Annotated in this window: 12 protein-coding genes and 1 tRNA gene; 7 read left to right on the top strand and 6 right to left on the bottom strand. The window is 42.1% G+C overall.

The genetic code is table 11. The annotated features are described in order from the left end of the window. Positions 1-68: 68 nt before the first annotated feature. Complete coding sequence (locus EO127_RS07770) at positions 69-1,610, bottom strand: DEAD/DEAH box helicase (protein WP_127448820.1); 1,542 nt, start codon at positions 1,608-1,610, stop codon at positions 69-71. 182 nt (positions 1,611-1,792) lie between these two features. Between EO127_RS07770 and EO127_RS07765 the strand changes: the two genes are divergently transcribed. Further along, a tRNA-Arg gene (locus EO127_RS07765) sits at positions 1,793-1,867 on the top strand. Positions 1,868-2,019: 152 nt separating this feature from the next. On the opposite strand, the gene EO127_RS07760 is transcribed toward EO127_RS07765, so the two are convergent. Continuing rightward, positions 2,020-2,478, bottom strand: a complete 459-nt coding sequence (locus tag EO127_RS07760) for a low molecular weight protein-tyrosine-phosphatase (protein WP_127448819.1) — start codon at positions 2,476-2,478, stop codon at positions 2,020-2,022. Between the two features lie 67 nt (positions 2,479-2,545). Next, entirely contained in the window at positions 2,546-4,789 is a 2,244-nt protein-coding gene (locus EO127_RS07755; protein WP_127448818.1) for an autotransporter outer membrane beta-barrel domain-containing protein, read from the bottom strand. A gap of 585 nt (positions 4,790-5,374) precedes the next feature. On the opposite strand from EO127_RS07755, the gene aroF reads away from it, so the two are divergent. The 6 genes from aroF (at position 5,375) to EO127_RS07725 (ending at position 13,109) form a co-directional block, all read left to right on the top strand. Continuing rightward, a complete protein-coding gene (aroF, locus tag EO127_RS07750) occupies positions 5,375-6,382 on the top strand; it encodes a 3-deoxy-7-phosphoheptulonate synthase (protein WP_127448817.1) in 1,008 nt (335 codons plus the stop codon). Between the two features lie 9 nt (positions 6,383-6,391). Beyond that, positions 6,392-7,447, top strand: a complete 1,056-nt coding sequence (aroB, locus tag EO127_RS07745) for a 3-dehydroquinate synthase (RefSeq protein ID WP_127448816.1) — start codon at positions 6,392-6,394, stop codon at positions 7,445-7,447. Between the two features lie 107 nt (positions 7,448-7,554). Continuing rightward, complete coding sequence (aroA, locus tag EO127_RS07740) at positions 7,555-8,820, top strand: 3-phosphoshikimate 1-carboxyvinyltransferase (RefSeq protein ID WP_127448815.1); 1,266 nt, start codon at positions 7,555-7,557, stop codon at positions 8,818-8,820. A 195-nt stretch (positions 8,821-9,015) separates the two neighbouring features. Then, entirely contained in the window at positions 9,016-10,140 is a 1,125-nt protein-coding gene (gene aroC / locus EO127_RS07735; RefSeq protein WP_127448814.1) for a chorismate synthase, read from the top strand. Beyond that, complete coding sequence (locus tag EO127_RS07730; protein ID WP_127448813.1) at positions 10,141-11,376, top strand: shikimate kinase; 1,236 nt, start codon at positions 10,141-10,143, stop codon at positions 11,374-11,376. A 359-nt stretch (positions 11,377-11,735) separates the two neighbouring features. After that, complete coding sequence (locus EO127_RS07725) at positions 11,736-13,109, top strand: amino acid permease (protein WP_127069147.1); 1,374 nt, start codon at positions 11,736-11,738, stop codon at positions 13,107-13,109. A 955-nt stretch (positions 13,110-14,064) separates the two neighbouring features. On the opposite strand, the gene uvrC is transcribed toward EO127_RS07725, so the two are convergent. From uvrC to uvrB, 3 genes are all read right to left on the bottom strand, one after another. Next, the gene (gene uvrC, locus EO127_RS07720; RefSeq protein WP_127448832.1) at positions 14,065-15,879 is read right to left on the bottom strand and encodes an excinuclease ABC subunit UvrC; all 1,815 of its coding nucleotides are present in this window, start codon (positions 15,877-15,879) and stop codon (positions 14,065-14,067) included. 68 nt (positions 15,880-15,947) lie between these two features. Further along, positions 15,948-18,812, bottom strand: a complete 2,865-nt coding sequence (gene uvrA / locus EO127_RS07715) for an excinuclease ABC subunit UvrA (protein ID WP_127448812.1) — start codon at positions 18,810-18,812, stop codon at positions 15,948-15,950. An 8-nt stretch (positions 18,813-18,820) separates the two neighbouring features. After that, positions 18,821-20,929, bottom strand: coding sequence for an excinuclease ABC subunit UvrB (gene uvrB, locus EO127_RS07710; RefSeq protein ID WP_127448811.1), 2,109 nt, complete (start codon positions 20,927-20,929; stop codon positions 18,821-18,823). Positions 20,930-21,071: the final 142 nt, after the last annotated feature.

The following is a 21,071-nucleotide window of genomic DNA, read 5'->3' as shown; positions in this document are numbered from 1 at the left end:
ATATCAGAAAGTTCATTCCCAAACAATAATCAGAATTCGTTAATTTTAAATATCGTCTCTTGACGGAATTAATCTTTAAAATATGGTTTGAAACCGCTACCTTGGTGTTTTTGTTGTTTTTGTCCATCACGGGAACGACGTTCTCCACCATTGGAACGTTGGTTACGATCACGACTAGAGCGTCTTCTATCTCCATCACGGCGGTCATCACGACGGCGACCATCTCTACGACGATCATCACGGCGACGGCCATCACGACGTCCACTATCTCGGCGACGGCGCACACGAAGTGGCGCTTCTTCTGTAATACTAACAGGAGTTGTATCTGGCTCTTTTGTCAACAATTTCAACGCAGCTGCTAATAAAGTAACAGAATCTATATCATTCAACAATTCTTCTGCACTAGAACGATAGCTTGCTAATTCTTCACGATTATCTGCTAAGGCAATTAACTTCTCTACTGCAATTTTTTGTTGTCCTTCTAATACTTCCCCTAAGGATGGAGCTTTACGACGAGCAATCTTACGTTTTGTCAACCGTTCAATGGCATGTAAATGTTCAATTTCACGAGGGATCACAAATGTCATCGCTACGCCTGCTTTACCAGCACGTCCAGTACGACCTACACGGTGTACATAGCTTTCAGGATCTTGTGGCAAATCATAGTTATATACATGTGTGACACCGCTAATATCTAATCCACGAGCCGCTACATCTGTTGCCACTAAGATATCGATAGTACCTTCACGGAATTGACGAATCACAGAGTCACGTTTTTGTTGAGACAAATCACCGTGAATGCCTTCTGCCATGTAACCACGTTTTTTCAACGCTTCTGTTACTTCGTCTACACGGCGTTTTGTACGACCGAACACGATTGCCAATTCTGGAGCTTGGATATCTAGTAAACGGCACAGTACATCAAATTTTTGGCGGTCTTGCACTTCAATGTAATATTGCTCGATTAAATCCATTGTGACTTGTGTCGGTTTCATACGGATTAATGTTGGCTCTGTTAAATATGTTTCCGCCAACTCTTGGATTGCTTTTGGCATAGTCGCAGAGAACAATAATGTTTGACGTTCTTCTGGGACAGCTGTCAAAATTTTATTGATGTCATCTACGAAGCCCATGTTTAACATTTCATCTGCTTCATCTAAAATGACCACTTTTACATGGTCGAATGAAATAGATTTTCGCTCCATATGGTCCATCAAACGGCCAGGTGTAGCTACAATCACTTGTGGATGTTTTTTCAACATACGGAATTGACGTCCAATATCTTGTCCACCATAGATTGGCAAGGCTTGAATGTTTGTATGTTGCGCCATTTTATTCAACTCTTCCGCCACTTGGATTGCTAATTCACGAGTCGGTGAAAGAATTAATACTTGTGGAGCTTGGATGGTTGCATCCACTTGCTCTAACGCTGGGATACCGAAAGCAGCTGTTTTACCTGTACCAGTTTGTGCTTGACCAATCATGTCTTGACCAGACTTTGCCACTGGAATCGCTTCACGTTGAATTGGTGTAGGCTCTTCAAAGCCCATGTCGTTTAAAGCTCGTAAAATGGGTTCGCTAATGTGTAAATCTTCAAATTTAATTTGCATATATAAAAGGGTCCTCCTTTAAAATCTTGTATATGTATCATGCGAATTAGTATATTATAACATAAGTAAGATGTCCTTGTATACGAGAGTATGATAGAAATCGATAACTTTCAATGTAGTATGTGCTATCTTCTCCCTATTGTACTCCCTAGTATTTCATGGTATACTTTAACGGTATACAAGCGTCTATAGCTCAGGGGATAGAGCGCCGGTCTCCGGAACCGGGTGCGCAGGTTCGATTCCTGCTAGGCGCACCATTGATATCACTGGATTCTCAACGTTGTTGAGGATCCATTTTTTTGCATTTGAGCCCAATTTGAGCCCAATTTAAATTTCCATAAAAAAAGAAAAGCCCCCATGTTATATCTAATTCAGATACCATTGGGGGCTTATTACATTATATTTTTTCTTAAAGTTGCTCTTTGATCAACTCTAATAAAGCATCACAGCTACGACTTATATCATCATAGGTTTCATCAAAATTCCCCGTATACCAAGGATCCTTTACATCTCGACTTTCTCCAGCAAAGGTCATAGCCTTATACACCTTATGATCAATGTCATCATCGATAATAAGACTCAAGTTTCGTGCATTATTTTCATCCATGATAATAAGGTAATCAAAATTACGGTAATCATCCATCGTCACTTGGCGGGCCTTGCGACGAGTGTAAGGAATATCCATTTCATCTAATTTTTGTTTAGTTCCATAATGGGTATCGTTTCCTATCTCCTCACGAGATGTAGCTGCGGACTCAATATAAATAGAATCGGTTAACCCCGCCTTGTTAATGATATGCTTCATATAAAACTCTGCCATCGTAGAGCGACAAATATTACCGTGACAGATGAATAAGACTTTTATCATACTGACCTCCTTACATACCAATAGTCCTTACAGCATACGCTATAAGGACTATTAGTGCAAGATTTAATTAGAAGTTATGTCGTACTCCCGCATCAATACGCCATGTATTGTCTATAGTAGCACCAAAGTTTTTAGTGAATGTACCATATACATACGTATTTGGACCTACGCTCCAAGAGCCCCCAATTTCAGCATCAAGCCATGTATCTTTCAAATCAAGTTCTGTATGTACCATTGGATTACCTGGTGCTGAATATGTTGTATTCACCTTACCAGAGAATTCATGAGCCAATGCGAGTTTTGCAAAGATGTTGGATGTTTCTGTTTCTCTGCCAATGCCAAATCCCAATCGACCTACTGCAGAGTTAACAGCATCAGCTTTCACATGCATAGATCCACCATTAACAATATTAGCATCATAGGATACACCATTCAAACGACCTACAATCAATTCTACACTAGGATCCATATAGAAACCATGTTGTTTCTTAATACGTTTACCGTATTCAGCACTGAAAGAGGTACCAAATGTATGATAATCACCATTCAATTGTTGTTTCCCTACGAGGTAAAGTTTGTAATTATTGGAGAAGCGGTTTACACGAGCAATGATATCTAAGTAACTTCCATCATCATGTTGGTTGGTACCATATAATCCAATACCAGCGATTTTACTATCTCCGTTACCAACACCATAAGAGTTGCTAGACGTACTGTAATGTAGAGCGCCACCCAGAGTCCAACCACTGGATACCTTATGATCATAACCAATTTGTACACCATTATATCTCATATGAGCATCGGCACCCTCTGTCACTTTAGATTCGCCGCCGATGTATTTAGCCCATACACCATCATTCGTAGTAGCCAAACGAAGATCTCCTAAACGACGTTGTAAATCGTTCGTAGTATCACTCCAAGCTATCGCTGTAGAAGCAAGAGCAGATTTCGTACTATTTACCACCGAGGATTCACTAGCATGTGTTACAGTCGCGGTATCGGTAACAACAAGATTACCTTGTGCATCAAATGCATTTGTACCAAGTTCAATCATAGCAGCCGGTCTTGTAATACCTTCATTAACTTGAACGGCAGCAGCTAGTTTCTTATCATTCCCTGTATATTGTAATTTATTAGCTAATAATTTCATTTCTGCACGATAACTTGCATCATCAGTCAAATTCTTAGCACTATCACCTTGTACAGTGATGTGGCTATGATCAGCAGCATGTTGGATAATGATTTGGCCATTGCCAGCTTCGCTCGCTGGCACACCTGTTTTATAATCAACATTTACAAAACCAGTGTAGTTTTGAATCGTAATAGGACGAGCATCAATAGGACGAATCACACCTGCTGTGGTTGGATTTGCACCACCTACAAGATTACGAACTTTACTCCCCTTATATAAGTAAGCTGCATCATCTCCTGATGGACGTGGTTTTCTTGGTGTAGGTCGTTCCTTACCAATCCATTCATTATTCCAAGTAGCGCCATTTTGTAAATATATATCGGCACCAGAATTATGCGGGTTTTTATTACTTTCAGCATATTCATTTAACACAGCACCAGTAAGACTAGAGTTAGAGGTTGTAAAAGCTAGTCCGATATTTGCTGGCGCTTCATTAAGATTTGGATTCTCACCATAATCTTTATTAATTAACCCTACATTACCAACAGCTACTAAATCCTTCGCACCTGGGTGTTTACCATCGGTACCTGCATTCACATATACATCGCCCTCTTCTGCCACAACAGAATAGGTATCTGACGTTTTAAGAGGATAGGTTATAATACGACCACCGCCATCAACAATAATATGTCCTCGGTGATTAGCTTGCAATCCTACTCCGACAGCGTCAATATCTATATTGCCTTTCACATGAATATTGCTATCACCATAGTCTCTGTCAGGATTATCGTTATGATGTGGCACCTTACCACCAAGACCAGCATAGACAGCACTCATATAATAATGCCCCAAATCTTTTTTATCTGCTGGTGCATCATTTTTTAATCGTACAATAAGATCTTTATCTATAGTCAATTGTGATCCAAATACAGTATAAATCCCTGTTACATTTTTAGATTTACCTGTGTCCATCAAGCTTTTACCATGTACATTTACAGTTAACGTATCTTCTATATGCTTAACCTCAGGTTCCGTTTGCTTTTGATTGCCTAATGATAAACCAATTAAGTTTTCTGCTTTATCACTATACTTAGTAATATCTGTAGCCATTACGGAATAAGACATTCCTGTTACTACTAATGCAGCCATCACGGCTGATACATGACGTGTAATTTTCATAAGAACCCCCAAACCAATAATATATATCAATAAATATACTGTCATTATACATCGTTATTTGCACTTCGTACATACTTATATGCATATAAACAAGGTATTATGCATACTTTATATAGTAAAGCATTATTATGCTAATTAGTTATAATTGATAAAAATTATCATAAAAATTGAAACTCTAAAACACTATGTAGAGATACAACCTCCAATAATCATATCACTGGATTCTCAGCCTTTTTAAGAATCCATTTTTGCATTTGCTTCTAATTTTGAGTCCAATTTGAATTTATTCTTGCCAAACTTAAATAAAAGGAGTATACTAAACGCAATTATTGAAAGAAAGGAGTCACTACAATGATGAAGCAAGCCAATGTAGCTACAACAAATGCAAATACATTTTTTTGGTTCTTTATCCAAACTACGGGTAAAGAACTATTTGAGCTACGCTAATTTAGGTATCATCACTGAGTGGCTTTAAATAGTGGTAAGGGCTACCCGTACTAGGTATAGGCGGGTAGCCCTTTTTATATATCTTCCTATACCACCACTCACAAATACCTATACATGTTAAGATTTTAGGAGGACATTATGATTATTCGATTACACACTACAGCAACAGAAGCACAAATTGCAGAACTACGTCAACAGTTAGAAGCCACTGGCGTTTCATTACATCCAGTACATGGAGAACAACAAGATATCATCGGTTTGATCGGCGATACATCCCGTGTCGATTTACGCACCATTGAATCCCTTCCATACGTTGAAAAGGTTATGCGTATCCAAGAGCCTTTCAAAAAAGCAAATCGTAAATTCCATCCTCAAGATACGGTGGTTACTGTAGGAAATGCAAAAATCGGTGGCGGTCACTTCGCTATCATCGCAGGCCCTTGCTCCGTAGAAACACCAGAACAAGTCATCGAAGTAGCAAAGGCTGTGAAAGCAGCTGGTGCTGGCATTCTTCGTGGTGGCGCTTTCAAACCTCGTACTTCTCCATACTCTTTCCAAGGCATGGGACCAAGTGGCTTAGCTTTATTAGAAGAAGCTAAAAAAGAAACTGGTCTACCGATTGTGTCAGAAGTCATGGATATCTCTCAATTAGAATATTTCGACAATGTAGATATGTTGCAAATCGGCGCTCGCAATATGCAAAACTTCAACCTTTTAAAAGAAGTCGGCAAATTAAGAAAACCAATCTTATTAAAACGTGGGCTATGTGCTACATACGAAGAATGGTTAATGGCTGCAGAATACATCATGAGCGAAGGTAACGAACAAATCGTTCTTTGCGAACGTGGTATTCGTACATTCGAAACACGCACTCGAAATACATTAGATGTAACCGCCATCCCAATCATACACGAGTTATCCCACTTGCCAATTATTATGGATCCAAGTCATGCAGCTGGTATGAGCCGTATGGTTCCGTCCCTTTCCCTAGCTTCTGTTGGTGGTGGCGCTGATGGTTTAATGATTGAAGTTCACAACAATCCAGAAAAAGCACTGTGTGATGGTCCTCAATCCTTACGCCCAGAGCAATTCGCTATTTTGGCAAACCAAGTGTTCACACTTCGTGACGCATTAGGTCATAAATAGGTCACTCCTATGAATACGATTCATATTCAAGCATCCACTTCTTACGATGTGATTATCGAACGGAATAGCTTGCCTCGTATAGCTGAGTACTTGCAATCGATCAAATCTGCTTGCTCCGTCATGATTGTTACCGACGACAATGTGGGCCCTCTCTATGCATCTACAGTTTCTAAATCTCTAAAAACAGCTGGCTACACCGTTTATACCTATACGTTCCCTCATGGTGAAAGTGAAAAGAACGGGCATCGTCTCATGGACCTTATGGAAACATTAGGACAAGCAAAGTTAACTCGGAAAGACCTAATCATCGCCTTAGGTGGTGGCGTCGTCGGCGACCTTGCTGGGTTCGCTGCTGCCACCTACTTACGAGGTATCGATTATGTGCAAGTACCTACGTCCTTGTTGGCGGCTGTAGATTCCTCTGTAGGTGGTAAAACGGCTGTTAACCTTGAGTGCGGTAAAAACTTATGGGGTGCTTTCAAGCAACCTATCCTTGTCCTCTGCGATCCAGAAACACTGTCTACCTTACCGAAGGAAGAATGGATTAATGGATGTGGTGAAATCATTAAATACGGTTTCTTAGGACATCCCGAGTTGTTGGATCAACTTCGTGAACGACCGCTCTTACAGTATCCTGAAGATGTTGACTCCATCATCTCACAATGCGTGCGTATCAAAGCTTATGTAGTAGAAGTCGATGAAAAGGAAAGTGGTCTTCGTGCGACCTTGAATTTAGGTCATACCTTTGGACATGGCATCGAACATGGTAGTGCTTTCACCATCCCTCACGGCAATTCGGTAGCATTGGGATTACTTATCATGGCAAAAGGTGCTGTAGCCAACAAAGAGCTAGACCCTACCATTGTTCTTAAAATTGAACACTTACTGGTAACCCATGAATTACCCACTACAACTACAATTTCAAAAGATCTTATCTTAGAAGAAGCCAGTCATGACAAAAAAGCTTCTGGATCTTCTATTACCATCGTGGTTCCTACTGGTTATGGTACGTCAGTACTAAAAAAAGTGACGTTCGAGGAACTAGCTACGTACTGCATTTTATAAGTGTCGTAACTAATATTCCATAGTAAATACATACTGTAATACTAATTATAGTTGTGTTTTTAATTATCACATTGTATTAAAATGCCCAAATAGAAGAAAGGACTCCTATGCAACATGTTTCTAATATGCCCTTATCCGGCACAATCCCATCCATACCCGCTAAGGCCCACGCCCATCGGGCACTCATTGCGGCTGCCCTTGCTACGAGTCCTAGCACAATTGTAATCTCCCACTCCTCTAAGGATATCGATGCTACTATGGATTCCTTGCGAGCTTTGGGTGCCACCATCACCTATGAGCATGGTGTGGCTCATGTCACTCCGGGCCCTACTCCATCTATAGGGCAAGTATTACCACACGAATCAGGCACAACATTGCGATTACTCTTACCTGTGTCCGCTTCTATTTGCGACACTGTGAAAGTCGATGCCAAAGGACGTTTACCAGAACGACCGCTAGAACCATTGCTCAGTGAAATGAAGTCTCATGGAGTATCCTTTTCACAAGAGGCACCGCCTTTCACCATGACAGGAAGATTACAAGGTGGTACCTTCTCCATGACAGGGACCGTAAGTTCTCAATTTTTTTCCGGTCTTCTTTTAGCGGCACCACAGTTAGGACACACCACCGTGAATTGCACGAGTCCCTTACAATCGAAAGACTATGTGACATTAACCATAGAAACCATGAAAGACTTTGGTGTACACGTAATAGAAGGATCCACCGAGGACGGGCATCCAAGTTTTACTATTGAAGAAAACCAACATTTTCACGGCACTGAGCAATACCCCATTGAAGGGGATTGGTCTAATGGCGCTATTTGGTTGGTCGCTGCCGCTATGACAGGTCAATCTATCTCTGTCACAGGATTGCTACCTGATTCTGTACAGGCAGATAAACGGATTCTTTCCATTTTGGAAAGTGCTGGTGTTACTTGTACTTGGAATGGTACTACTGTCACGGTTACTGGCAAAGCACATCAGCCAATCCATGTGAATTTAGAACAAATGCCAGATCTATTACCGATTCTATCTAGCTTAGCTTGCTCCATAGAAGGAGAATCTTCTTTTATCAATGGCGCTCGCCTTCGATTGAAAGAGTCAGACCGTTTAGAAGCGGTAGCACAGTTAGTTCGTGATTCTGGCGGTACTGTTCGCATGGAAGGAGATAGTCTATATATTACGGGAACAGGCACTCTTACGGGAGGCACTGTAGACTGTGTAAACGACCATCGTCTCGTCATGGCTGGCGCATTAAATGCACTCATCGCTACATCCCCAATGATTTTGAAAGACAGCGAAGCCATCAGCAAGTCGTACCCTCATTTCTTTACAGATTGGAAATTGTTAGGCGGCAAAACTCATAGAATATAAAAGTTGTAGATAATTTGCTATCACATGACAAACAATACATCTTCTAACTAATCTATTATCGAAAAGCGTATATTATATATTTTATTTTTTTATGCGATTTTCTTAATCATCACATGTTACTATGGTAGAATTCGTATCTATTAGCATGTAAATAGTAACCATTACACTGTATCTATCACACAAAAAGGAGTAATTATGGCATCCTATTTCGGTCGTACTGTGAAAGTCTCCACCTTCGGAGCCTCTCACGGTCAAGCTATTGGCGGAGTTGTGGACGGACTTCCTTGTGGTTTTCCAGTCAATTTAGAAATCTTGCAAGCCTTCCTGAATAGACGGGCTCCAGGGCAGCATCAATTACAAACACAACGAAAAGAAGCAGATATCCCTGAGTTTCAAGCAGGTATTGTAGAAGGCAGATTGAGCGGGTCTCCTTTGGCTTTCACGATTCAAAATACATCACAACGAAGTGGTGATTACAATAATCTACGAGATATACCACGCCCATCCCATGCGGATTACACCGCTCGCATGCGCTATGGCGAGTATGTGGATATGCGTGGAGGCGGTCATTTTTCTGCTCGTATTACCGCCCCTGTATGCGTAGCTGGTGGTATTGCCATACAACTGTTGGAATCCATCGGCATTCATGTACGAGCGCACTTAGCACAAGTGGGTACCGTCCAAGATGCACAGGTCGATTATGTGAATCCACCCATGGACAAGCTTACTAGTATCAGCACAGAAGTCATTCCTATGCTAGACCGTGTGCAACGCCATACAGCAGAGCAACTTGTACTAGAGCTAAAAACATCGGGCGATTCCACTGGTGGCATTGTAGAAGTATTTGCCACCGGTTTACCGGTTGGCATGGGGAATCCCAATTATGACGGTATTGAAAATCGCTTAGGTGCTACACTCTTTGGTATGCCTGCAGTGAAAGGTATTTCCTTTGGATCTGGTTTCCCTGGCTGTACCTCCCGTGGAAGTGAGCAAAACGATCCTTTCATTATCACCGATGAAGGTATTCGTACAGAGAAGAATAACAGCGGTGGCATCCAAGGTGGCATCACCAATGGTATGCCTCTTGTCATGCAGGTAGGTATCAAGCCGACACCGTCTATTTATCATGAGCAGCACTCTGTGTCTCTCAGTAACCGCAGTACGGAAGTGTTGCAAATTCAAGGTCGCCATGACCCTTGCGTAGCGCTCCGTGCCGTACCTGTCGTAGAAGCTTTGACTGCTCTTGTTCTCTTAGATTTTGTGCTGGAACATGACCCACAAGCATTCCGTCATTTCAGTCATCGTACGTTGGAGGTGTAAATGTTTGGATTATTAGGCCGTACCTTGGGCCACACTTATTCCCCCATGATTCACAGTGCTTTAGGGAATCCACAATATACCATCTTTGAAATAGAACCAGAGGATGTACAATCCTTCTTGCAACGTCCTGATTTGCAAGGGTTGAATATCACCATTCCTTACAAAGTAGATGCCATGCACGCTTGCGACCATCTTAGCGACATTGCGAAAGCCATCGGTTGCGTTAACACCATGGTGCGCCAAGCAGATGGAGCTTGGTATGGTACGAATACCGACTATGACGGATTCTTAGCCACCCTTTCTTGGTCACACATTGACGTCACAGACAAACATTGTATCATCCTTGGGGACGGCGCTTCCTCTCAAACGGTTCACATCGCCTTAGAGCGATTGGGGGCTAAATCAATTACTCATATCAGTCGTCATACAGAACCTACCTATGAAAGTATTCACCACTTTCACGAAACAGCACAGATTATTATCAACTGTACGCCCGTAGGTATGTATCCGCACTGTCCCAACCAAAGCATTCAGTTAGCACCTTTTAAGCACTTAGAAGGCGTTATCGACTTGGTGTACAATCCCCATCGTACAGGAATTTTGTTAGAGGCGGAATCCCTCGGCATTCCTCATGTGAATGGACTCATCTTCTTGCTAGCCCAAGCCATTACAGCGAGCGCTTTATTTTTACATCGTACCTATGATGAAAGTATCCTTTCAGATCTATACAAGCAATTCCGCCGAGACCAAGAAAACATTGTTCTTATCGGTATGCCTGGATCTGGTAAAACTACCATCGGAGAAGCATTAGCAACACTAACAGGGCGAACATTAATCGATATAGACCATCGCATTACAGAGGAAGTCAGTTCCATTAGTGATTATATTTTGACTCACGGTGAACCGGCATTCCGTGCTATAGAGTCCAAGATTATCGGAGATATAGGCAAACAAACTGGACTCATCATCTCTACAGGTGGCGGTGCTGTTACTATACCAAAAAACTATGCACCCTTAAGACAAAATGGCCGTATCTATGAAATCTATCGTCCTTTAGAAGAATTAGATACCGCAGGACGAGTTCTCTCCTCTGGTGGGATAGAGCGATTAGAACAATTGTACACAGAACGAGCTCCTCTGTATGAAAAATTCCGACAAGTACAAGTTGAAAATACTGGGACACCTGAAAATGTGGCTCAACGTATTCTAGAGGACTTATATAATCATCTGGCATAATTTGCTATTTATATCTATACTGTATTAGTTTCTTCCTATAATTCTCATCAATAGAGGCATTCAAGATTGCATACTCTTAGATAGTTTTCATAAAACTATCTGCATCTTATCACATCAGATGTATACCATCGTCTCTAGTCTTGAGAAACAACATACACATTTATGTGAATATGTTTTTAAGTATACTCGAAAATATTACATATATTTTTCGGCTTTCATAGGTGTTTCTTAGAATCCCGTGAAAGCCTTTTTACCGCCTAACCATACTATTATTTTACTAGTAGATAATTGACATTCTATAGAAAATAGTTTACTATTATCAAATATAAAAGTTTATATTGTATTAAGGAGGTTTTACTATGACGGACTCGCAACAAGAGTTAAAGCGTGGTCTTAAAAATCGCCACGTTCAATTATTAGCCATCGGTGGTGCCATCGGCACAGGTTTATTCCTTGGCTCTGGGCGATCTATTAGTTTAGCGGGCCCCTCTATCCTCCTCACGTATCTGATTACAGGTATTATCTGTTTCTTTATGATGCGTGCCTTAGGAGAGTTATTGCTTTCCAATTTAGATCACCATTCTTTCATTGACTTTGTAGAAGAATATTTAGGTGATCGAGCCGCCTTCATCACAGGTTGGACCTACTGGTTCTGTTGGCTTTCACTAGCTATGGCAGACTTAACTGCGGTCGGCTTGTACATGCAATACTGGATCCCTTGGATGCCCCAATGGATTCCAGCCCTCGTTGTACTGGCAGTCTTACTAATTATGAATTTAACAGCTGTAAAACATTTTGGTGAAATGGAGTTCTGGTTCGCATTAATAAAAGTTATTGCCATCGTATCACTCATCATCATTGGTCTTATCATGATCCTTACAGGATTCACTACCAATGCGGGGGCAGCGGCCTTTGCGAATCTTTGGAATTACGGCGGTTGGTTCCCAAATGGGGCGATGGGCTTCATCCTGTCTTTCCAGATGGTAGTATTTGCTTTCACAGGTATTGAATTGGTAGGGCTTACAGCTGGGGAAACAGAAAATCCAAAAAAAGTTATCCCTATGGCTATCAACAATATTCCATTGCGAATCATTCTATTCTATATCGGATCCCTTGCCATCATCATGAGTATTTACCCATGGATTGCAGTAGACCCAAATTCTAGCCCCTTCGTGGCTGTATTTAATGCAGTGGGTATCCTGGCTGCTGCGAGCATCGTAAACTTCGTTGTTCTAACATCCGCAGCCTCTGCTACAAACTCGGGCATCTTCTCCACGAGCCGTATGATTTACGCATTATCCAAACGTGGACATGCGCCGAGCCGAATGAAACGCTTGACGAACCATGCCGTACCGTATCAGGCAACACTATTCTCCGCTGCGGCCTTACTATTTACCGTAGTCTTGAACTATGTTATGCCTGAAAGCGTATTCATCATGATTACATCCATCTCCACATTCTGCTTTATCTATATTTGGGCCATCATCGTCGTATGCCATCTGAAATATCGTAAACAGCAACCAGAGTTGGCGAAACAGTCTACCTTTAAAATGCCATTGTACCCATTCATGAACTACCTGATCCTAGCGTTCTTCGTATTCATCTTGGTGGTACTAGCATTACAAAGCGACACACGCATCGCCCTCATGTTTACACCATTCTGGTTTATTCTACTATGGGCATTCTACTCCATGTTAGGACCTAGCGAAGACGACGAAACAACAACAAAATAAACAAAAAAGGTGTGACCATACGTCACACCTTTATCTTTTCCACAAAATGTGGTATACTATACGTAACAAAAAGAAGGGCCACCAACGTGTCGATGGCGTTAGGCTCATCTCTAAAGCTTTTAAAAATGGATAAGCCTAACGTGTTAAGGTGTACAAGACCTTATTCGTTAGGCTTTTTCCTTACTTAAACAGTAAGTCGATAAATGCTATGATAAGCATACAAATTTGTATCAATAAAGATGCAATTGCTAACTTTTTCATAGTACCACCTCCCCCTATAATTAGGAAGAGATGAGCCCAACTCACGTCGGTGATCCTTCTATTTTTTCATTATAGCATAAAATATACAAAACGTTATCTTTTAAAAGATATTTTTCAGAAAATAGACCATCTATCCATAAGGAACGCAGCACTAGCGTAGAAGATCTTGTGGCGCCTTTATTGACTAAATCAAACAACACCAAAAACGAGCAACCATCATAAAGAACGCAGTTATACGTAGTAGCCTTGTGGCGTTCCTTTATTACCTAAATAACATAAATATGAAAAGAGCACGGCATGTTCCGGAGCAAACCTAACCACTGTATCAATTTGCGTAGGAATGTGTCGTGCTCTTCCTTTTGCTTACTTAAGTCCCGAACGCCATAAGGTTTAATAACAAAACAAGTAACGCTCTTTTCCTCGGCGCCCCACCTGTGGATGAGTGCTTTCCGTGAGGCATCAAAATTAATCTATGCAAGAAACGAGCAACCCATCATTTAGATATGCTATTAAGTATGGCGCCCTTGTGGCGTTTTTTATTACTTAAATATAACCAACTCAAGAAGAGCACGGTGTGCCCCGAACAAACATTATGAAATACCGTTTGTGAGGGGTATACCGTGCTCTTCCCTTTATCTGATTCACATAAGAACGCCACAAGGCACGAACCACAATCAGTGGTTGCTCGTTTCCATTATTTCAAACGCCGAAAGAACTCATACACAGCAAGCGCCGCTTTTTTATTCATTCCCTCAACGCTCTCCAGTTCATGTAACTCCGCCACTCGCATGGCATCTAAATTCCCAAAATGTTTATACAGCGCTTTTCTTCGTTTTGGTCCTATGCCCTCTACATGATCTAAAACAGATTCTAAGTTCCGCTTTCCACGTAATCTACGATGGTAAGTGATGGCAAATCGATGCGCTTCATCACGAATTTGCTGCAGTAATTGTAATTCTGGCGTATGGTGTTCTAGAATAATACTTTCCGATTCTCCTTCTACGAATACTTCTTCGATTCGCTTCGCCAAGGATATGACTGGCACATCGGTAACACCCATAGCACGGATCACCGGCAAGGCTGCATTTAACTGTCCTTTACCCCCATCGATGATAATCAAATCTGGCATAGGCCAATCTTTTTCATTTCCATAACGGCGTTCCATAATTTCCGCCATAGATGCAAAGTCATCCGGCTTCCCTTGTACTGTTTTTAGCTTGAATCGTCGATACTCTCGTTTCGCCGGCTTTCCACCTTCAAAAACGACCATGGATGCCACCGTTTCTGCCCCTTGCATATGGGAAATATCATAACATTCCATGCGTTCTGGCAATCGTGGTAAGTCTAGTACTTCCGCTAATTTTTTCACCGCACCACCAGACTTATCGATAGTGTATTGCCACTGGCGACGACGTTCTGCCAAGAAGTTTTGAGCATTTTCCTCCGCCATCTTGATAAGGTCCTTTTTATAGCCTCGCTGAGGTACAGATACTTCTACTTGTTGACCTTTCATAGAGGTAAACCATTCACTAAACAGTTCACGATCCACACTATCTATAGGCAATAACAATTCCTTAGGAATGAATGTAGATCCTCCATAATACTGCTTAATGAACTCCGTCATCACCAGCTCTGGACTATCTCCTTCATGCTGAACAAAGTAATTTTCTCGTCCCAATAAGCGTCCACTGCGAATAAAAAATAGTTGAATACACGCCATAGGACCATCGATAGCCATACCTAATACATCCATATCACCTCGCTGTGTGACCATGCGTTGCTTTTCTTGTACCTTTTGGATACTTAATAAATCATCACGATACTTGGCCGCTAGTTCAAACTCCAAGTCTTCTGAAGCTTGCTCCATCTTGGACGTAATCTCTTGGATGACCTTAACTTGTTTCCCTTCAAAAAGAGCTACAATATCATCGATGTATTTACGATAGGATTCTACCGTTACATACTTCATGCAAGGCCCTTCACAATAGTGCATATGATATTGCAAACAAGGTCGTTCTACTTTCATACTTTTACAAGTCCGTAACGGATAATAGGACCGCAAGATGCGCAGTACATGATGCACCGCTGTCACATCTGTGAAAGGTCCAAAATACTTCGCTCCATCACGTTCTAAACGGCGCGTCATAAAGAGACGTGGAAAGTCCTCTTGCACGGTGACTTTCACGTAAGGATACGTCTTATCATCTCGAAGCATAATATTGTATTTCGGATGGTGCTCCTTGATTAAGGTCGCCTCTAAGATAAGCGCTTCCATTTCCGTTTTCGTTTGGATTGTTTCCACATCCCAAGCACGGCGCATCATGGCAGTCACTTTCACAGAACGATTCACATCTTGTTGCACATAGGACCGCACTCGATTGCGCAAGTTGATGGCCTTCCCTACGTAGATGATACGCTGGTACTTGTCACGCCACAAATAGACCCCCGGCGTAGTCGGCAGATGACTGACCTTTTCCAGTATATACGCTTGCTGTTCCGCATCCCCCATCATCATGTCTTGTTGACGAGACGGCTGAAAGTTTACTTCTTCTGCTTGCAATTGTCTATCAATAGGATTCATGGTGTGTCCTCAGTAGGCAACGGATGTTGTTCCATATAATTCCTAGTTTTCTCTAACACGGGGCCTAAGAATTTACCAGTGTAACTTTCAGGTAAAGCAGCAATCTCCTCAGGGGTGCCAGTGCCCACAATGGTACCGCCTCGGAAACCGCCTTCTGGACCTAAGTCAATAATATGATCCGCCGTTTTAATGACATCTAAATTATGCTCGATGACCACTACTGTATCCCCACCATCGGTAAGTTTTTGCAACACCTCTAACAATTTACGAATATCTTCCACATGAAGGCCCGTAGTCGGTTCATCCAGGATATATAAGGTTTTTCCCGTGCTGCGACGAGCCAGTTCAGTAGCTAACTTCACACGTTGCGCTTCACCACCAGATAAAGTAGTCGCCGCTTGGCCTAAGCGAATATATCCTAAACCCACTTCTTGTAGAGTGACCAATTTACGGTGAATTTTTGGGATGGCACTAAAGAACTCTACCGCTTCATCCACAACCATATCCAATACATCGGCAATGCTTTTCCCTTTGTATTTCACCTCCATGGTCTCTCGGTTATATCGAGCTCCTTTACATACTTCGCACGGTACATACACATCTGGCAAGAAATGCATTTCAATTTTGATGATACCATCCCCACGGCACGCCTCACAACGACCGCCTTTGACGTTAAAGCTAAATCGTCCGGCTTTATAGCCACGAATCTTCGCTTCATTTGTTTGACTATATAGCTCACGGATCGCATCGAATACACCTGTGTAGGTGGCTGGATTCGAGCGTGGTGTGCGACCAATGGGACTTTGGTCTATATTAATAATTTTATCCACATACTCTAAACCGCGAATCTCCTTATGGGCTCCTACCTTATGATGACTTTTGTAGAGTGCATTAGCTACGCCTTTATACAAGATTTCATTGATTAATGTGGATTTACCAGACCCACTGACCCCTGTCACAACAGTGAACAAACCAATAGGGAACTTCACATTCACTTGTTTTAAATTGTTCTCTTTAGCACCACGGATTTCTAAGCAAGCTTTCGTAGGTTTTCTTCGCTCTTTTGGTAATGGAATATATTTTTGACCACTTAAGTATTGACCGGTAATGGATTCTTTCACAGCCATCACCTCTGGCACTGTACCTTGCGCCACGATTTGACCACCATGTTCACCGGCCGCAGGTCCAATATCTACCAAATAATCCGCTGCTAACATTGTATCCTCATCGTGTTCTACCACGAGTAATGTATTGCCTAAATCACGCAGCCCTTTCAGTGTTTCAATTAACCGATCATTATCTCGTTGATGCAGACCAATAGATGGTTCATCTAAAATATATAAGACCCCAACGAGGCCCGAACCAATTTGTGTAGCCAATCGAATGCGCTGCGCTTCCCCTCCAGATAAGGTGCCCGCACTACGATTCATCGTCAAATAATCTAAGCCTACATTATTCAGGAATCCTAATCGAGCATTGATTTCTTTCAAAATTTGAGCACCAATGAAAGCCTCTCGTTCCGTCAACTGTAGATTGCCAAAATAGTCCACCGCTTCACTAATCGTTAGCTGTGTCACTTCATCTATATTTTTTTCACCTACACGGATGGCAAGAGATTCTGGTTTCAAGCGGGCTCCCTTACAAGCTGTACATGGTTTAATAGACATATAGGATTCAAACTCTTCACGCATGCTATCTGTAGTGGCCTCTGCATGACGACGTTTCACCATTGGCAATATACCTTCATATTCGGTATGGAATGTTTTAACCTCACCACGCATATTTTCATAGTCGAAGGTCACTTTCTCAGTGCTACCGTACATCACTTCTTTTTGTAAGGCTGTAGGTAATTCCGAAAAATTAGCATCTAATGTATACCCATGAACTTTCAACAAGCCCTCAAGTTGGCGCATGAACCACGCATTTGGGTTGGAGCTTAAAGGAGCTACTGCACCATCTGCAAAGGATACTGTAGGATCAGGAATCACTCGATCCTCATCTACCTCCATAGTGCTACCTAGGCCCAAACAGGATGGACAGGCACCAAAAGGACTGTTGAAGGAAAACATACGAGGTTCAATTTCCGGCAAGGAAATATGACCATTTGGACACGTAAAATGAACACTAAATTGATGAGCTGGGCCATCTACCTCTTGGATGATGACAAAGCCTTCTCCATGATGAATGGCAGTTTCCAAAGAATCCGTTAATCGGCTTTCTAAGCCTTCTTTGATAACAAGACGGTCTACGACGATTTCAATGGTATGTTTTTTATTTTTATCTAAGGAAATTTCTTCCTCAAAAGTATGTATCTCTCCATTGATGCGAACACGAGCAAAGCCATTTTTACGAATTTGTTCCAACACTTTTTCATGACGCCCTTTTTTACCCCGCACCACTGGAGCCATCACCATAATTTTAGTACGTTCTGGCAATTTCATGACCAAATCTGTAATTTGCTCAATCGTCTGTTGTGCAATCTCTTCTCCACAAGTAGGGCAGTACGCACGACCAATACGAGCAAATAATAATCGCAAATAGTCATAAATTTCTGTCACCGTTCCCACCGTAGAACGAGGGTTGCAGCTCGTTGTCTTTTGATCGATGGATATAGCCGGTGAAAGCCCTTCAATGTAATCCACATCTGGTTTATCCATTTGCCCTAAGAACTGACGAGCATAGGCAGACAAGGACTCTACATATCTGCGTTGCCCTTCTGCATAAATCGTATCAAAGGCTAGGGATGACTTACCAGATCCACTTAAGCCTGTTAATACGATAAATTGATTTCTCGGCAGAGCCACGTCAATATTCTTCAAATTATGTTGACGGGCGCCTTTTATAATTAATTGATCTTTCAAAATATCTCCTATTCTTCGTTCATATCCGACCACAATTGTCGTAATCTACCTAGTTCATCACGCAACTCTGCAGCCCGTTCAAATTCTAATTGTTTTGCTGCTGCTTTCATGAGGCGCGTGGTCTCTTCAATGGCATTGAACACATCTTCTTTCGTTTCGTATTGCGTTTTTGGTGAAAGTGCTTGTACTGCTTCTGCCACCACTTCTGTAGATGCTGTACTATCATACACCACAGGACTATCTGCTTTAGGCTTGCGTCCTTTCTTAGGGGTAGCAGCTTCGCCTTCTACTTTGGTCAATTCAATTAAGTCTTTCACTTCCTTGCGCACCGTACGAGGTGTGATGCCATGTTCTGTGTTGTACGACTCTTGCAAGGCACGACGGCGCTCGGTTTCATCTATAGCTCGTTGCATAGAACCCGTGATGCGGTCCGCATACATAATAACTTTTCCTTTTTCATTACGAGCCGCACGGCCTATGGTCTGAATCAAGGATGTATCACTGCGCAAGAAACCTTCCTTATCTGCATCTAGGATAGCCACCAAAGACACTTCTGGCATGTCTAAGCCTTCCCTCAACAAGTTAATCCCTACGAGAACATCAAAGACACCGGCCCGTAAATCACGGATAATATCGGCACGCTCAATGGTAGCAATATCGGAGTGTAAATAGCGTACACGAATACCCATCTCTTTCAGATAATTCGTTAAATCTTCTGCCATTTTCTTCGTCAATGTAGTAACCAATACTCGTTCATCAGACTTCGCTCGCTCTTTAATTTCCCCTAGTAAATCATCCATTTGTCCTTTAATAGGCCGAATCTCGATGATAGGATCTAATAATCCAGTAGGTCGGATGATTTGCTCTGCTACATTAGTTTGTACTTCCATTTCATAAGGACCTGGCGTAGCAGATACGTAAACAATTTGGTTAATGCGCTCCACAAACTCTTCAAATTTTAAGGGCCGATTATCTGCCGCCGACGGTAAGCGGAATCCGTAATCGATTAGATTATGTTTCCGCGCTTGGTCACCATTATACATAGCACGAATTTGTGGTAACGTCACATGGGATTCATCAATGATGATTAAGAAATCGTCTGTAAAATAGTCGATGAGGGTCATCGGCGCTTCGCCTGGTTGACGGTTCGACAACAGGCGTGAGTAGTTTTCAATGCCTGAGCAATAGCCCATTTCCTGCATCATTTCAATGTCATATCGTGTTCGTTGCTCCAATCGTTGTGCCTCTAAGAGACGACCATTTTCATTAAAGTATGCCAAACGTTCAGCCAACTCTGCTTCGATGCGACCAATGGCAAGGTCTAACTTTTCTTTCGTCGTTACATAGTGAGAGGCTGGATAGATGGCCACGTGTTTACGCTCTACAATCACATCCCCTGTGAGCACATCAATTTCCACTAAGCGATCGATTTCATCGCCAAACATTTCTACTCGAATGGCTCTTTCACTAGTGCCGGCAGGGAAAATCTCTAAGGTATCCCCTTGTACACGGAAGGTACCTCGCACGAAGTTCATATCGTTTCGGGTATATTGGATGGATACCAATTTACGAAGAATGTCATCACGGCTATATTCCTGACCTTGTCGCAAGGATACGCAGAGAGTGCTATAGTCCTCTGGGTCCCCTAAGCCGTAGATGCAGCTAACCGATGCGACGATGATTACATCTTTCCGTTCAAATAAGTTCATTGTCGCCGAGTGGCGCAGCTTATCGATTTCTTCATTGATGGACGCATCTTTTTCAATATATGTATCGGTAGAGGCAATATACGCCTCAGGTTGGTAATAATCGTAATAGGACACGAAGTATTCCACTGCGTTCTTAGGAAAAAAGCTCTTGAACTCGCTAGCCAATTGGGCCGCCAGTGTTTTATTGTGGGCGATGATCAAGGTCGGCTTTTGCACGGCCTCGATGAGCTTTGCCATAGTATATGTTTTTCCCGTGCCCGTAGCACCTAATAATACCTGTGCCCATTCCCCTCGTTCAATGCCTTCCGCCAAGGACTCGATAGCCTTCGGCTGGTCTCCCATGGGGGAGTACGGCGCCTCTACTTGAAAGGGTATGCCTTCTTCAGGAAAATGATGCAATCCGCTCATAGTCCCTCCTTATATTTTCTATCTTTGTAAACGTGAAAGTTCACTATCAATTCTATATCTAGTAACTTCTATATTATACCATGAATGTCCATTTTATTGTACTGTATGTTCGATACAAATCCATTACAACTATTATAGTGTA

Source organism: Veillonella sp. 3310 (genome assembly GCF_003999875.1).
GTDB lineage: Bacteria > Bacillota > Negativicutes > Veillonellales > Veillonellaceae > F0422.
Note: the sequence above shows the minus strand (reverse complement) of the source record. Positions and strands in the feature narration are given on the sequence as shown.

Excerpts from the sequence above, each read along its gene's own strand:
- EO127_RS07770 (WP_127448820.1), bottom strand. The coding sequence starts at position 1,610 with ATGCAAATTAAATTTGAAGATTTACACATTAGCGAACCCATTTTACGA.
- EO127_RS07760 (WP_127448819.1), bottom strand. The coding sequence starts at position 2,478 with ATGATAAAAGTCTTATTCATCTGTCACGGTAATATTTGTCGCTCTACG.
- EO127_RS07755 (WP_127448818.1), bottom strand. The coding sequence starts at position 4,789 with ATGAAAATTACACGTCATGTATCAGCCGTGATGGCTGCATTAGTAGTA.
- aroF (WP_127448817.1), top strand. The coding sequence starts at position 5,375 with ATGATTATTCGATTACACACTACAGCAACAGAAGCACAAATTGCAGAA.
- aroB (WP_127448816.1), top strand. The coding sequence starts at position 6,392 with ATGAATACGATTCATATTCAAGCATCCACTTCTTACGATGTGATTATC.
- aroA (WP_127448815.1), top strand. The coding sequence starts at position 7,555 with ATGCAACATGTTTCTAATATGCCCTTATCCGGCACAATCCCATCCATA.
- aroC (WP_127448814.1), top strand. The coding sequence starts at position 9,016 with ATGGCATCCTATTTCGGTCGTACTGTGAAAGTCTCCACCTTCGGAGCC.
- EO127_RS07730 (WP_127448813.1), top strand. The coding sequence starts at position 10,141 with ATGTTTGGATTATTAGGCCGTACCTTGGGCCACACTTATTCCCCCATG.
- EO127_RS07725 (WP_127069147.1), top strand. The coding sequence starts at position 11,736 with ATGACGGACTCGCAACAAGAGTTAAAGCGTGGTCTTAAAAATCGCCAC.
- uvrC (WP_127448832.1), bottom strand. The coding sequence starts at position 15,879 with ATGGGGGATGCGGAACAGCAAGCGTATATACTGGAAAAGGTCAGTCAT.
- uvrB (WP_127448811.1), bottom strand. The coding sequence starts at position 20,929 with ATGAGCGGATTGCATCATTTTCCTGAAGAAGGCATACCCTTTCAAGTA.